Genomic DNA, 14,809 nt, shown 5'->3' with positions numbered 1-14,809 from the left:
ATCATGCCATCCCGGCGGGGACGAGACGTCCACCCGCCGCGCGGACGGCGGCCGCGATGTCGGCTGCGAGCAGCCCGGCGTCGTCGTCGTCGAGGTCGTGGACCGTGAGTCGAAGTCGACGAGCCGCGGGCGCGTCCGCGAGCACGAACGCGTCGCCGGCCCGCGCGAGCCATCCGCGTCGCATCAGCTGCTCGGACACGTCGCGAGCGGGTACCGGGAGGGCGATCCAGAGGTTGAGCCCGTCGCCGGCCGAGGCAGGCACGCCGACCGAGGTCAATCGAGCAGCGAACGCGCGGTTCCGCTCGGCGTAGTGCGCACCCGCGGCCTCGATCCCGGCGACGACCTCGGGATCCGTCACGAGGGCGAGCGTCAGGCGCTGCAGGAGGTGGCTCACCCAGGTGGTCCCCGGGGAGAGCCGCATGGCGAGACGCTCGGCGGTGTCGGGGTCGGACGCCGTGACGGCGAGGCACATGTCGGGTCCGAGGAACTTCGAGACCGAGCGCACGAGGGCCCAGCGCCGGTGGTCGGGTCCGATGAGCGAATGGAACGGCTGGCGGGACAGCATCGAGAAGTGGTCGTCCTCGATCACGAGGACGTACGGATGGGCCCTGAGCACGGCGCGCAGCTCTTCCGCGCGGCCCTCGGTCAGGCTCACGCCCGTCGGATTCTGTGCCCGCGGCGTGCACACGATCGCACGTACGCCCTGGTCGAGCGCGGCCCGCAGTCCCTCGACGGTCATGCCCTCGTCGTCGACCGCGACCGGAACGGCGCGGTACCCGCCGACGCGCACCGTGTGGATGCTCGTGAGGAAGCACGGGTCCTCGAGGGCCACCGGGTCATCACGGACCAGCGCCTGGGCGAGCAGACGTTCGACGGCGTCGGCCGCCCCGCTGGTGATCGTCAGGCGCAGGTCCTCTGGCGCGAGGTCGGATCGCATCCAGGCCTGAGCCCAGGCCTCGAGCCCGGGATCGATGACGGTCTCGCCGTAGAGCACGGGCTTTCCCGTCACCCGGGCGAGCGCCCGAGACGGGTCGGGGATGAGCTCGGGGTCGGGGTTGCCGGTCGCGACATCCCGAAGCACGTTGTCGGCGGCGAATCCCTCCTGCGGCACGGGGGAGCGGTCGGCAACGTGGGTGCCGCCCCGCCCGCGGGTGACCACGACGCCGGCCTGGGTGAGTTGCCGGTACGCCGCCACGGCGGTGTTGCGGTTCACCCCGAGCGTGTCGGCCAGCGTACGAACCGGGGGCAGCGGCTGGCCCGGCAGCAGCGCGCCGCGCTCGATGAGCGCGCGCACGCTGTCGGCGATCTCCGCGGCCGCTCGGCCGGAGATCTCGAGGGTCGATTCATGATCCATTTGCTGCTCCGTGGTCGGTCGCGGTCCATGCTACCGTTTGGCCTAGGCCAAGCGATCGCATTGGCCGAGAGTCTGCGTCATGCGCGTCCTCCACCGAAGGGAACCCCAGATGAGCACTGCCGAGACCGGCTCGAGCCGCGTGAAGCGCGGCCTCGCCGAGATGCTGAAGGGCGGTGTCATCATGGATGTCGTCACCGCCGAACAGGCGCGCATCGCCGAAGACGCCGGAGCGGTCGCGGTCATGGCCCTCGAACGTGTGCCCGCCGACATCCGCGCACAGGGCGGCGTCGCCCGCATGAGCGATCCCGATCTCATCGACGCGATCATCGCCGAGGTGTCGATCCCGGTCATGGCGAAGGCCCGCATCGGGCACTTCGTCGAGGCGCAGGTGCTGCAGGCGCTCGACGTCGACTACATCGACGAGTCCGAGGTGCTCTCGCCGGCCGACTACGTGAATCACATCGACAAGTGGGCGTTCGATACGCCCTTCGTGTGCGGTGCCACCAATCTCGGTGAGGCGCTCCGTCGCATCAACGAAGGCGCAGCCATGATCCGCTCGAAGGGCGAGGCCGGCACCGGCGACGTCTCCGAGGCCACGAAGCACATCCGCAAGATCACGAGCGAGATCAACCAGCTCAGGTCGATGACGCGCGACGAGCTCTACGTCGCCGCGAAGGAGCTGCAGGCACCGTACGAGCTCGTGCTCGAGGTCGCCGAGTCCGGGAAGCTGCCCGTGGTGCTCTTCACCGCGGGTGGCGTCGCCACGCCGGCGGATGCCGCGATGATGATGCAACTCGGCGCCGACGGCGTGTTCGTGGGCTCCGGCATCTTCAAGTCGGGCAACCCCGAGCAGCGCGCCGCCGCGATCGTGAAGGCGACCACCTTCTACGACGACCCGTCGGTCATCGCCGAGGTCTCGCGGGGTCTCGGTGAGGCGATGGTCGGCATCAACGTCGGCGATCTGGCGGCGCCCCACCGCCTCGCCGAGCGCGGCTGGTGACCCTTCGCGACGATTCCCTCGCGGCGCCCGGCGCCCCGGGCCCCAGGGTCGGCGTGCTCGCCCTGCAGGGCGACTTCCGCGAGCACGCGCGCGTGCTCCGCGAGCTCGGAGCCGAGGTCGTGCTCGTGCGGCGTGCCGAAGATCTCGACGGGATCGAAGGCATCGTGATCCCCGGCGGCGAGTCCACCGTGATGGACAAGCTGTCCCGGGCGTTCGGCGTCGCCGAGCCCCTCAAGCAGCGCATCGCCGCGGGAATGCCGGTGTACGGCACGTGCGCCGGCCTCATCATGATCGCCGACACGCTGCTCGACACGATCGAGGGACAGCAGAACCTCGGCGGGCTCGATGTCGTCGTACGCCGCAACGCCTTCGGGTCGCAGAACCAGTCGTTCGAGACCGATCTCCAGGTTCCCGCGCTCGGCGACCAGCCGGTGCACGCGGTGTTCATCCGCGGGCCGGTGGTCGAGTCGGTGGGAGAGAATGCGACGCCGCTCGCCTCCCTGGCCGACGGGCGCGTCGTGGCGGTCGAGCAGGGCAACCTCCTCGGCACGAGCTTCCACCCCGAGATCCAGGGCGACGTGCGCTTCCACGAGTACTTCCTCGGTAAGGTGCGCGCACGGGTCGTCGCCGCCGTCGAGTAGCACCGCGCACCTGTCGACGTCGGGTTCCGTACGAGATCTTGCCACCCGTTTACGGGGTACGTGAACGGGTGCGGCCACGGTCGCCGACGTCTAGGCTCCGGCTGTACTGCTGCGTGGGGGCGCGCCGCACCAGTCGCAGCGGATGGGCCTTGGCGGTGCAGGAGCGAGGTGCAGCGTGGTCACGAAGCTGCCGAGTTCATCGGAACCTCGACCGGATGGGGAGGCGCTCGGCTGCGATACGAGCGACCTCATCCAGGTGCACCGGATCTTCAGGTGGCTCTATCGTGAGCTCCCAGGGCTCATCCGAAGCGTCGACGACGGCGACGTCAGTCGCGCAGCCATCGTCGCCGATTACGCATCGATGGACTTCTACGGTCTCCACCTCCATCACGAGACCGAGGACCTGGTGCTCTGGGACCGACTGGTCGATCGATCGCCGGGATGCGTTCCGCACGTCGAGCTCATGAAGGCCCAGCACGCCGAGGTGGCCGCGGAGCTCGCGAAGGTCGAGCCACTCGTCGAACCCTGGCGGGCGAATGCGGATGCGGCGAGCCGCGACCTGCTCGCCACGGGCGTCGAACGCATCCGGGACACGCTCATCGTGCACCTCGGACGCGAAGAGGAGGAGATCGTACCGGTTGCCGGTGCGGTACTGACCCAGTCCGAGTGGGACGAGATGGGTGAGCATGCGCGCACCGGCATCCAGCAGTCGAAGGGGGACATGCCGAGGGACGTGATGGCCATCCAGCTCGGCCTCATGCTCGCGACCGTGCCGCTCGACGAGCGCCCGGAATGGATCAAGCACAATCTGCCGGCCCCGATCCGGTTGCTCTACGCCCTCCTCCTAAAGCGACGATACGAGCGGGCGATGGACGAACTGTACGACGGACGCCCGGTTCCACCCATCCCGTGATCGGGTGACTTCCGCGCCATCCCGTGGTGGATTCGGTGGGGGATCCAGCGGTCAGGGGCTTCCCGGGGGCGATCGGAGGGAGGTCCCGGGTCCGGCAGCGTGCGGCATCCGCTTGGCTTGCCTGCCATGACCACTCGACTTCCCAGCACCGGTGCGCCTGAACCCGCCACCGCACCCGCCACGACCTGCCGCAGCGACGAGGTCGTCGTCATCCACCGGCTCTTCCGGCGACTGTTCGCCGAGGCCCCCGCACTCGTGCGCGACGTGGCTCCCGGCGACGTCGCTCGCGCGGGGCACGTCGCGAAGCACCTGCACGGCATCATCGCCCTGCTCCACGTGCACCACCGCACCGAGGACGACTACTTCTGGGACCGCATGACCGAGCGCGCGCCCGCCTGCGGGCTCCATGTCGCACTGATGCGGCGCCAGCACGGAGCGGTGTCCGACCGGCTCGACCTCGCGGATGAGCCCGCCACCAGTTGGGCGGGCGAAGCGGATGCCGCGACCGCCGAACGTCTCGCGGCCGAGCTCGACGAAGTCGACCGCCTGCTCGTCGAGCACCTCGCCGATGAGGAGCGCGACGCGTTCCCCGTGCTCGATGCGATCCTCTCCGACGCGGAGTGGGACGACATCCACAAGCACGCCAAGCGTCACAAGCCGCCGCTGCCGATCTTCGTCCTCCTGGGGCTCATGATGGAGAGCATCCCGCAGTCCGAGCGGGATGCTTGGTTCGAGAAGGAGCTGCCCGCGCCGATCCGCGTGGCGTACCGGCTCGCCGGGCGACGCCAGTACGAGCGCGCCATCCGACGGCTCCGCCCGCAGGCGACACCCATTGCCGTCGCCGCCACGGCCTGAGGTGCGGTGGCGGTCGATGGCGGCACCGGGAACGAGCGGGGTGCGCCGATCCGCCTCACGAGTAACGTCGGGGTCGTGACCAGGTACATCGCCCTGCTGCGCGGCGTGAACGTCGGCGGCATCACGATCAGGTCGGCCGACCTTCGAGACCTCTTCGAATCCCTCGGGTTCGATGACGTGCGCACCGTGCTCGCGAGCGGCAACGTCGTCTTCGACAGCGACCGAACGGATGCCGCCGGGCTGAAGCGCGACATCGAGCGATCGCTGGGCGAGCGCTTCGGCTACGAGGCGTGGATCGTGCTCGTCACGCGCGACGAGCTCGAGCGGGTCATCGACGCCTTCCCCTTCGATGCCGCCGACGCGTCGCGCCAGCCATGGGTCGTGTTCGCGTCCGAGCCGGCCGCGCTCGATGAGCTGCTGGAGTCCGCCGGGGAGACCGACGTCGAGGTCGATCCGATCCAGCGCGGCAACGGGGTCGTGTACTGGAACCCGGTCAAGGGCACCACGGTCGACACCCCCTTCGCGAAGCTCCTCGCGAAGGCGAAGTACAAGCCCGTGACCACGAATCGAAACCTCCGCACGCTGCAGAAGCTCCTGTGAGGAGCGCCGCTTCGAGGCATCCGCTCGTCGATCCCATGGCCCGAAGGCCGCTGCCTTAGAATGGTCTGTCGGCGGGCCGACCCGCCGAGACGCTATCCAGGAGACGCATGTCAGGGCATTCCAAGTGGGCCACGACCAAGCACAAGAAGGCGGTCATCGACGCTCGCCGGGCCAAGTCGTTCGCCAAGCTGATCAAGAACATCGAGGTCGCCGCGAAGATCGGCGGCGCCGATCTCTCGGGCAACCCCACGCTCGTCGACGCCGTGCAGAAGGCGAAGAAGACCTCCGTCCCGAACGACAACATCGATCGCGCGATCAAGCGCGGGGCAGGTCTCACGGGTGAATCGGTCGACTACACGACGATCATGTACGAGGGATACGGGCCGAGCGGGGTGGCCCTCCTCATCGAGTGCCTCACCGACAACAAGAACCGCGCCGCCGCCGAGGTGCGCACGCTCATGACCCGCAACGGTGGCACCATGGCCGACCCCGGCAGTGTCGCGTACAACTTCGCCCGAAAGGGCGTCATCGTCGTTCCCGCCGAGGGCACGAGCGAAGACGATGTGCTCGCCGCGGTGCTCGATGCCGGCGCTGAGGAGGTCACCAACGAGGGCGACACCTTGGAGGTCATCACCGAGGCATCCGACATGGTCGCGGCGCGCACGGCACTGCAGGAGGCGGGCATCGACTACGACTCGGCAGATGCGGCGTTCGTGCCGAACCTCAAGGTCGAGATCGACGCCGAGACCGCCCGACGGGTGTTCAAGCTCATCGACGCGCTCGAAGACAGCGACGACGTGCAGAACATCTACAGCAACTTCGACTTGAGCCCCGAGGCGCAGGCCGAGCTCGAAGCCGAGGAGTAGCCGATCGCCGTGCGCGTGCTCGGCATCGACCCGGGTCTGACGCGGTGCGGCGTCGGCGTGGTCGACGTCGAGCCCGACCGCTCCGCGCGGCTGGTCGACGTCGTGGTGCTGCGGTCGTCGGCCGCCCTCGACACCCCTGCTCGGCTCGTGCGGATCGCCGAAGGTCTCGAGGCGATCATCGACGAGCATCGGCCGCACGCGGTCGCCCTCGAGCGCGTGTTCGCGCGAAGCGACGTGTCGACCATCATGGGCACGGCCCAGATCTCGGGGGTCGCCATGCTGATCGCGGCGCGCCGCGTGCTGCCCGTGGCTCTGCACACCCCGAGCGAGGTGAAGGCCGCGATCACCGGGTACGGGCGAGCCGACAAAGCGCAGGTCGGGGCGATGGTGGCCCGGATCCTCGGCCTCGAGGCGGTGCCCAAGCCGGCGGATGCCGCGGACGCGCTCGCTCTCGCCATCTGCCACGCGTGGCGCAGCGGAGGCGCGCCCGGTGCGGCACGGCTCGGCGCAGACGACCAGTCGGCAGACGGGTCGGCGCTCACGCCGGCTCAGCGTGCATGGCTCGCCGCGGAGCGCTCCGCTGCCGCGTCGGGGGCCGCCCGTAGGGTGAAGGAGTGATCTCCTCTCTCCGTGGCCGCGTGCTCGCAGCGGCCGGCAGCTCGGTCGTCATCGAGGTCGGCGGCGTCGGCTTCCAGGTGAACACCACGCCGGCGCTCGCGCTGGCGAGCCGCGAGGGCGACGAGCTCTCGGTGCACACCAGCCTCATCGTCCGCGAAGACGCATTGACCCTCTTCGGATTCGCCACCCGCTCCGAACTCGACGTGTTCGAACTGCTGATCGGTGTCACCGGGGTCGGGCCCAAGTCCGCTCTCGGCGTGCTCTCGGCACTGTCGCCAGAGCAGGTCGCGGCGGCCGTCCAGGCCGACGACGACGCGGTGTTCCGCAAGGTGAGCGGCATCGGCCCGAAGACGGCGAAGCTCATCACCGTATCGCTCGCGGGCAAGCTCGTCGCGGCGTCGACCCCTCCCGCGACCGGCGCCGCGGTGGCGACGGGCGGCGTCGCCGAGAGCGTCCTGGCCGCCCTCACCGGACTGGGCTGGACCGAGCGTGTGGCCGCTGAGGCCCTCGAAGAGACCATGGCCGGCGCGACTGAGAGCGAGGCGGCATCCGTGCCCACGGTGCTCAGGCTCACGCTCTCCCGACTCGGGCCGGCGCAACAGGCCGGGAGGGTACGGTGAGCGGCGTCGACGACCCGAACCTCGACCTCACCGATCCGGCGCTCGCGTCCGAGGCCGAGCTGGCATTCGAGGGCGCACTCCGACCTCGCACTCTCGCCGAGTTCGTGGGGCAGACCCGTGTACGGGGGCAGCTGCAACTCCTGTTGACGGCCGCGACGCTGCAGCAGCGCACGCCCGACCACATCCTGCTTGCGGGCCCGCCCGGGCTCGGCAAGACGACCCTCGCGATGATCGTCGCGCACGAGGGCGGTCGCCCCCTTCGCATGTCGAGCGGCCCCGCCATCCAGCACGCCGGCGACCTCGCCGCGGTCCTCAGCTCGCTGGTTCCGGGGGAGGTGCTCTTCATCGACGAGATCCATCGCATGGCGCGGTCGGCCGAAGAGATGCTGTACCTCGCCATGGAGGACTTCAGAATCGACATCATGGTGGGCAAGGGTGCGGGCGCCACGTCAGTGCCGCTCGACCTGGCCCCCTTCACCCTCGTCGGTGCGACGACCCGCGCAGGCCTGCTGCCGAATCCGCTGCGTGATCGGTTCGGGTTCACCGCCCATCTCGAGTTCTACGACGAGGCCGAGCTCGAGCAGGTCCTGGCCCGCGCCGCGTCGATGCTGGGCCTCGAGATCGACCGCCCGGCCATCGCCGAGATCGCGGGGCGCTGCCGTGGCACGCCGCGCATCGCGAATCGACTGCTCCGGCGCGTCCGCGACTACGCGCTCGTCCACGGCGGAGGAGCGAGCGTCGATGCCGTCAAGGCCGCGCTCGACCTCTACGACGTCGACGCGCTCGGCCTCGACCGACTCGACCGTGCCGTCATGCAGACGATCCTCACCCGTTTCGGCGGCGGACCCGTCGGGCTCAACACCCTGGCCGTGTCGGTCGGTGAGGAGGCCGAGACGATCGAGGCGGTCGTGGAGCCCTTCCTTGTGCGCATCGGACTGCTCACGCGCACCCCCCGCGGGCGCGTGGCGACCCCCTCAGCGTGGCGGCATTTCGGGTTGTCCGAGGGTGCTCCACGGGGCGCAGCGACCCTTCCGATCGATGACCTATAATCCAATGAGGCTTCGTCCTCGCCGCCGTCGATTTCGTGCGGTTCCCCGCACACCGGAAGGTTCACCCCCCTCATGACGTTCGATCCGTTCACTATCATCATGCTCGCCGTCCTGGCGGTGCTGATCTTCTTCATGTTCCGCAACTCCCGCAAGCGGCAGGCAGAGGCTCGTGAACTGCAGGCGAAGGTCCAGCCGGGCGCCAAGGTCATGACCAACTTCGGTGTCTTCGGAACCATCCTCTCGATCGACGACGACGAGAACCAGGTCCTCCTCGAGACGTCTCCCGGCACGGTGCTGACGGTGCACCGCCAGACCGTGGCCCGCGTCGTCGAGCCGAGCGCCGTCCCGGCGGTGACCGAGGTCGGGTCGGCCGACACCGGCGTCGAGCCCGAGTTCGGCGAGCGCGTCGACGACGCACCCACCGACGAGACGCCCGACACCAAGAAGTCGGACGACTGAGCCCACGACCGTCGAGGCTCGGCCCGCGCGACGTCGCGCGGGCTCCAGCAGAGAAAGCAGAACACGTGGCTGCACCATCCAAGCGGTCGTCCCGACCGACTCCAGTGCGCAAGGCATGGCGATCACTCACCTGGCTCGGCGTCATCATCGCGGCGCTCTTCGCCATCAACGCCGCAGGAGTGATCTGGGGCGGCGGCTCCTGGACGCCGAAACTGGCCCTCGACCTCGAGGGCGGCACGCAGATCATCCTCGCCCCGAAGGTCGAGACGGGCGAGTCCGTCTCGCAGGAGCAGCTCGATCAGGCGGTCTCGATCATCCGTCAGCGTGTCGACGCCTCGGGCGTCGCCGAGTCCGAGATCAACACCGAGGGGTCGAACGTCGTCGTCCGCATCCCCGGCGAGCTCGACGACCAGACGCGTGACCGCATCGAATCATCCGCGAAGCTCGAGCTGCGCGCGGTGCTCCTCGCCAGTGCCGCGACGAACCAGGCGATCGACCCCAGCGCGAGCCCCGAGCCGACCGCGCCCGCCGAGGAGCTCGAGACCGAGCCGACGGCCGAGCCGACCGACGGCAGCGACCTGGCCTGGGTCACGCCGGCGCTGCAGAACGAGTTCGACAATTTCGACTGCTCGGCGCTCGACGAGGCCGAGACGAACGTGGCGCCTGCCGACGAGCCCCTCGTCACCTGCGACATCGACCGCATGGCGAAGTACCTGCTCGGCCCGGTCGAGGCGAGCGGAGCCAACATCGTCGACGCGACCAACGGAATGGTGACGACCCAGACCGGGGCGAACACCGGTCAGTGGGCGGTGAACATCCAGTTCGACGACAAGGGCACCGAAGACTTCGCCAAGGTGAGCACGCGCCTGTACGGCCTGCAGGGCCAGGGAGCGTCGCCTCGCGACCAGTTCGCGTTCGTCCTCGACGGTGCGGTGCTCACCGCACCCCAGATGAACGGGGCGATCACCGACGGACGCCCGCAGATCACCGGCAGCTTCACGCAGGAGTCCTCGAAGACGCTGGCCGACCAGTTGAAGTTCGGAGCGCTCCCGATCAGCTTCACGGTGCAGTCCTCCGACACGATCTCCGCGACCCTCGGCACGTCGCAGTTGCAGTCGGGCCTCATCGCCGGCCTCATCGGCCTGCTGCTCGTCGTGGGCTACACGATCTTCCAGTACCGCGCGCTGGCGTCCGTCACGATCGCCTCGCTGGTGATCGCGGGAGTGATCACCTACCTCGTCATCACGATCCTCTCGTGGCGCGAGGGCTACCGCCTGTCGTTGGCCGGCATCGCGGGCCTCATCGTCGCGATCGGATTCACCGCCGACTCGTTCATCATCTACTTCGAACGCGTCCGTGACGAGCTCCGCGACGGCCGCCCCCTCGTCGGCGCGGTCGAGGCCGGATGGAAGCGGGCGTTCCGCACGGTGCTCGCGTCGAAGGCCACCAACCTGCTCGCGGCGATCGTGCTGTTCATCCTCGCCGTGGGCAGCGTGAAGGGCTTCGCCTACACCCTCGGACTCACCACGATCATCGACGTGGTCATCGTGATCCTGTTCACGCACCCCATGCTCCAGCTGCTCGCGCAGACCAGGTTCTTCTCGAGCGGCAACCCGTGGTCGGGTCTCGATCCCAATGCGCTCGGTGCCGTCTACCGTGGGCGTGCTGAGTTCCGCAAGCCCGTCGCGGTGCCGGCCAGCAAGGTCGCCTCCAGCTCGAAGGAGGCGCAGAAGCGTCAGACCATCGCGGAGCGCAAGGCCACTGCGGGCGTCGGCGGCCGGACGAGCGAAGGCAAGGAGTCCTGATGGCCAACCGGCTCACGACATTCGGCAACGACCTCTATACGGGCAAGCGCTCGTTCAACTTCGTCGGTGGCCGCAGGAAGTGGTACGCGGCCATCGCGGTGCTGCTCCTGCTGTCGGTGCTCATCCCGGTCTTCCGTGGAATCAACTTCAGCATCGAGTTCCGGGGCGGTTCGCAGTTCCAGATCCTCGGCGTCGAGAACGCCGAGCCGCAGCCGGCCATCGATGCCGTCAGCTCCGTCGTCCCCGACGCCACCGCTCACGTCACCATCATCGGCGGTGACGGTGTGCGTGTGCAGACCGACCAGCTCGAGCAGGCGGACTCGCGCGCCGTCACCTCCGCGCTCGCCGAGGCGTACGACGTGCCCGAGAGCGAGGTCACCTCGTCATTCATCGGACCGAGCTGGGGTGCGGATGTCACGCGCCAGGCGCTCGTGGGGCTCGTCGCGTTCCTCCTGCTGGCGGGCATCATCATGGCGCTCTACTTCCGGACATGGAAGATGTCGTTGGCGGCCATCCTCGCCCTCATCGCGGACCTCATCGTCACGGTCGGCGTGTACGCGGCCGTCGGCTTCGAGGTCAGCCCCGCAGCGACCATCGGAATCCTCACCATCCTCGCGTACTCGCTCTACGACACCGTGGTGGTGTTCGACAAGATCCGGGAGAACACCGCCGAGGAGAGTCATGAATCGCGACGCACTTTCGCGGAATCGGTGAACCTCGCCGTGAACCAGACGCTCGTGCGCTCGATCAACACGAGCGTGGTGGCCGCGCTCCCGGTCGCCGCGATCCTCTTCATCGGCGCGGGCGTGCTCGGGGCCGACACGCTGCGAGACATCTCGCTCGCCCTGCTGATCGGCATCATCGTCGGCACCTGGTCGACCGTGTTCCTCGCGGCGCCGTTGTACTCGCAGCTCCGCGAGGGGGAGCCGGCGATCCGCAAGCACGACCAGAAGGTGCTGAAGGAGCGCGAGCGTGCCGGTACCGGATCGGCCTCCGTCGAGGCGGTTCCCACGGCGTGACGATCGCCCGTGGCGAATGCGGCACGGTGCCCCGTCCAGAGCAGCGATAATTGAGTTCTGGAGGTGCGCGTATGACCGAGGCGGGAATCAACTCGACCGCTTCGCTGCGCCGCCTCGTACCCCGGATCTTCTCGAAGGCGCAGCCGTCGGGCGCGGTCGACACGCTCATGCGCACGGTGCGGATGCACCACCCCAAGGCCGACCTGAGCCTCATCGAGCGGGCCTACACGGTCGCCGAACGCGCGCACGAGGGCCAGAAGCGCAAGAGCGGTGAGCCGTACATCACCCACCCGGTCGCCGTTGCGCAGATCCTCGCCGACCTCGGTATCGGGTCGAAGACGGTCGCCGCGGCACTCCTGCACGACACCGTCGAAGACACCGCGTACACGCTGGATCAGGTGCGCGCCGACTTCGGCGACGAGATCGCGATGCTCGTCGACGGTGTCACCAAGCTCGACAAGGTGAAGTACGGCGACTCCACGCAGGCCGAGACCGTGCGCAAGATGATCGTCGCGATGTCGAAAGACATCCGAGTGCTCATCATCAAGCTCGCCGACCGGCTCCACAACGCGCGCACGTGGGGCTTCGTGCCGGCCGAATCGGCGTCTCGCAAGGCGACCGAGACGCTCGAGATCTACGCGCCGCTGGCACATCGCCTCGGCATCCAGGCCATCAAGTGGGAGCTCGAGGATCTCTCCTTCGCGGTGCTGTACCCGAAGCTCTACGCCGAGATCGAGAGTCTCGTGAAGCAACGCACCCCGCAGCGCGAGGAGTTCGTGCAGACGGTCATCGACCTCGTGAGCGAAGACCTGAAGAACGCCAAGATCCGCGGCAAGGTGGTCGGCCGCCCCAAGCAGTACTACTCGATCTACCAGAAGATGATCGTGCGCGGGCGCGACTTCGACGAGATCTACGACCTCGTCGGCATCCGCGTCCTCGTCAACTCGGTTCGCGACTGCTATGCCGTGCTCGGCGCCATCCACGCGCGGTGGACTCCGTTGCCGGGTCGCTTCAAGGACTACATCGCGACCCCGAAGTTCAACCTGTACCAGTCGCTGCACACGACGGTGCTCGGGCCGAAGGGTCGCGCCGTCGAGATCCAGATCCGCACCCACGACATGCACCAGCGGGCCGAGTACGGTGTCGCCGCGCACTGGAAGTACAAGGAGCGGATGGCGACCGGCCGTTCCACCGATCGATCGACCGCGAGCGAGACCGACATGGCGTGGCTCGCGCACATCTCCGACTGGCAGGCCGAGACGGCCGATCCGGGCGAATTCCTGGACTCGCTGCGGTTCGAGATCGGCGCCAAGGAGGTCTACGTCTTCACACCGAAGGGGCGGGTCATCGGCCTGCCCGCCGGGGCGACGCCGATCGACTTCGCGTACGCGGTGCACACGGAGGTCGGCCATCGCACCATGGGCGCGAAGGTGAACGGCCGCCTGGTCCCCCTCGAGAGCGAACTCACGAGCGGTGACGTCGTCGAGGTGTTCACCTCCAAGAACCCCGACTCCGGACCGAGCCAGGACTGGCTCACGTTCGTGAAGAGCCCCCGGGCCCGCAACAAGATCCGCCAGTGGTTCACCAAGGAGCGACGAGACGAGGCGATCGAGCAGGGTCGCGATTCCATCGCGCGTGCCATGCGCAAGCAGAACCTGCCGCTGCAGAAGCTCATGAGCCAGGAGTCCTTCGCAGAGGTCGCCGCTCAGCTGCGCTACGACGACGTGTCGGCGCTGTACGCGGCGGTCGGCGAAGGGCACGTCTCCACCCAGTCGGTGCTCGAGAAGGTGGTCGCGCTCGTCCGCGACGTCGACGAGGGCGACGAGCCCGACCTGCCCATCCCGGTGCGTTCGCGGCCGCTCCCGCGCAATTCCGACTCGGGGGTGCTCGTGCGCGGAGCGCCCGACATCCTTGTGAAGCTGGCACGGTGCTGCACGCCCGTGCCCGGCGACGAGATCGTCGGGTTCATCACCCGCGGCGCCGGGGTCTCGGTACACCAGGCGACCTGCCACAACGTGCAGTCGTTGATGCGCGAGCCCGAGCGGATGATCGACGTGGAATGGGCGCCGAGCTCGAAGAGCGTGTTCCTGGTGCAGATCCAGATCGAGGCGCTCGACCGCGCCGGCCTGCTCTCCGACGTCACGCGTGTGCTCTCGGAGCACCACGTGAACATCCTGTCGGCGAACGTCTCGACGTCAGCCGACCGCCTGGCGATCAGTCGGTTCGTGTTCGAGATGGGCGACACGACGCACCTCGACCGGGTGCTGAACGCGGTTCGGCGGATCGACGCCGTCTACGACGTCTACCGCGTGAGCGACGGCGGATGATCGCCGAGCCGCGATGCCCCCGCCCGACCGGCTGATCGCAGTGCGGCCTCGGTACGGCGCAGGCGTGAAACGGCGAGCGAACGGTGCGGCATGCGCACCGCACCGTCGAGCCGGTGCTCAACCAGGTTGATGATCTCGGGCCGCACGTGATGCAGGGCAGCCACCACGTCACAGGCGACCCGGTCGTCGAGCGTGTGATCCCGCAGCACGTCGAACGCGGTGCGGTCGATGGTGGTGCACGGCTGGTCGCCGACCTCGACGATGTCGCGGGCGTCGATGCGCACCTCGCGCACGCTGACCCGGCGGTGATTCAGCACGGCGATGCGAGCGCTGTACGGGACGCAGAACTGCGCGACGACGGGGGGCGATGCGATCGCCCCGTGCACCCATGCCGCCGACAGCCGCTCGATGATGAGCGACCGCGGCACCTGGAGCGCGACGAGCGCGGCCCTCGACGCCGCGTGGTCGGGTTCGTCGACGGGGACCCATCCATGGTCGATCGCCACGACCTCGCCGTCGAGGCGCGCGGCACAGAGCTCTGCGATGGGAAGGTCGTCGGTGTCGAGCACGGATCGGAGGCGGGCCATGACGCAATGCTGCGGCATCCGTCACCGCCTCGACCGCCTTCGGCCGGGCCTGTGGATAAGCCCGGGGATCCACCCGCTGCGTGGGACGGGTCGGTG

15 protein-coding genes are annotated in these 14,809 nt (G+C 68.8%); 13 read left to right on the top strand and 2 right to left on the bottom strand.

The window, feature by feature from the left end; translation table 11 throughout:
• Nucleotide 1: 1 nt before the first annotated feature.
• A complete protein-coding gene (locus tag HUS56_RS14725) occupies nt 2–1,354 on the bottom strand; it encodes an aminotransferase class I/II-fold pyridoxal phosphate-dependent enzyme (RefSeq protein ID WP_173924167.1) in 1,353 nt (450 codons plus the stop codon).
• Between the two features lie 109 nt (nt 1,355–1,463).
• Between HUS56_RS14725 and pdxS the strand changes: the two genes are divergently transcribed.
• The 13 genes from pdxS to HUS56_RS14660 all read left to right on the top strand — a co-directional run bounded on the left by pdxS (nt 1,464) and on the right by HUS56_RS14660 (nt 14,126).
• A complete protein-coding gene (gene pdxS, locus HUS56_RS14720; protein ID WP_173924166.1) occupies nt 1,464–2,354 on the top strand; it encodes a pyridoxal 5'-phosphate synthase lyase subunit PdxS in 891 nt (296 codons plus the stop codon).
• Nucleotides 2,351–2,995, top strand: a complete 645-nt coding sequence (gene pdxT, locus HUS56_RS14715) for a pyridoxal 5'-phosphate synthase glutaminase subunit PdxT (protein WP_173924165.1) — start codon at nt 2,351–2,353, stop codon at nt 2,993–2,995. Before pdxS ends, pdxT begins: the two co-directional genes overlap by 4 nt.
• A gap of 175 nt (nt 2,996–3,170) precedes the next feature.
• On the top strand, nt 3,171–3,908 hold the full coding sequence (locus HUS56_RS14710) for a hemerythrin domain-containing protein (RefSeq protein WP_217424031.1): 738 nt from the start codon (nt 3,171–3,173) through the stop codon (nt 3,906–3,908).
• A gap of 126 nt (nt 3,909–4,034) precedes the next feature.
• On the top strand, nt 4,035–4,763 hold the full coding sequence (locus HUS56_RS14705; protein WP_173924163.1) for a hemerythrin domain-containing protein: 729 nt from the start codon (nt 4,035–4,037) through the stop codon (nt 4,761–4,763).
• A 75-nt stretch (nt 4,764–4,838) separates the two neighbouring features.
• Complete coding sequence (locus HUS56_RS14700; protein WP_173924162.1) at nt 4,839–5,363, top strand: DUF1697 domain-containing protein; 525 nt, start codon at nt 4,839–4,841, stop codon at nt 5,361–5,363.
• 107 nt (nt 5,364–5,470) lie between these two features.
• Complete coding sequence (locus HUS56_RS14695; protein ID WP_173924161.1) at nt 5,471–6,229, top strand: YebC/PmpR family DNA-binding transcriptional regulator; 759 nt, start codon at nt 5,471–5,473, stop codon at nt 6,227–6,229.
• A 9-nt stretch (nt 6,230–6,238) separates the two neighbouring features.
• Nucleotides 6,239–6,847, top strand: coding sequence for a crossover junction endodeoxyribonuclease RuvC (gene ruvC / locus HUS56_RS14690; RefSeq protein WP_173924160.1), 609 nt, complete (start codon nt 6,239–6,241; stop codon nt 6,845–6,847).
• Complete coding sequence (gene ruvA / locus HUS56_RS14685) at nt 6,844–7,467, top strand: Holliday junction branch migration protein RuvA (protein ID WP_173924159.1); 624 nt, start codon at nt 6,844–6,846, stop codon at nt 7,465–7,467. Before ruvC ends, ruvA begins: the two co-directional genes overlap by 4 nt.
• Complete coding sequence (ruvB, locus tag HUS56_RS14680; RefSeq protein ID WP_173924158.1) at nt 7,464–8,516, top strand: Holliday junction branch migration DNA helicase RuvB; 1,053 nt, start codon at nt 7,464–7,466, stop codon at nt 8,514–8,516. The genes ruvA and ruvB overlap by 4 nt, the downstream gene beginning before the upstream one ends.
• 99 nt (nt 8,517–8,615) lie before the next feature.
• Nucleotides 8,616–8,975, top strand: coding sequence for a preprotein translocase subunit YajC (yajC, locus tag HUS56_RS14675; protein ID WP_254431477.1), 360 nt, complete (start codon nt 8,616–8,618; stop codon nt 8,973–8,975).
• Nucleotides 8,976–9,040: 65 nt separating this feature from the next.
• Nucleotides 9,041–10,780, top strand: a complete 1,740-nt coding sequence (gene secD / locus HUS56_RS14670; RefSeq protein ID WP_217424030.1) for a protein translocase subunit SecD — start codon at nt 9,041–9,043, stop codon at nt 10,778–10,780.
• Entirely contained in the window at nt 10,780–11,799 is a 1,020-nt protein-coding gene (gene secF, locus HUS56_RS14665; protein ID WP_173924156.1) for a protein translocase subunit SecF, read from the top strand. The genes secD and secF overlap by 1 nt, the downstream gene beginning before the upstream one ends.
• A gap of 71 nt (nt 11,800–11,870) precedes the next feature.
• Nucleotides 11,871–14,126: a bifunctional (p)ppGpp synthetase/guanosine-3',5'-bis(diphosphate) 3'-pyrophosphohydrolase gene (locus HUS56_RS14660; RefSeq protein ID WP_173924155.1), complete on the top strand. Its 2,256-nt coding sequence runs from the start codon at nt 11,871–11,873 to the stop codon at nt 14,124–14,126.
• Here the strand turns inward: HUS56_RS14660 and HUS56_RS14655 are convergent.
• On the bottom strand, nt 14,102–14,713 hold the full coding sequence (locus HUS56_RS14655) for a hypothetical protein (RefSeq protein ID WP_173924154.1): 612 nt from the start codon (nt 14,711–14,713) through the stop codon (nt 14,102–14,104). The genes HUS56_RS14660 and HUS56_RS14655 overlap by 25 nt on opposite strands.
• Nucleotides 14,714–14,809: the final 96 nt, after the last annotated feature.

The sequence above is a fragment of the Agromyces sp. Marseille-P2726 genome, from assembly GCF_902809835.1.
GTDB lineage: Bacteria > Actinomycetota > Actinomycetes > Actinomycetales > Microbacteriaceae > Agromyces.
This window is presented reverse-complemented; position numbering and strand designations above follow the sequence as displayed.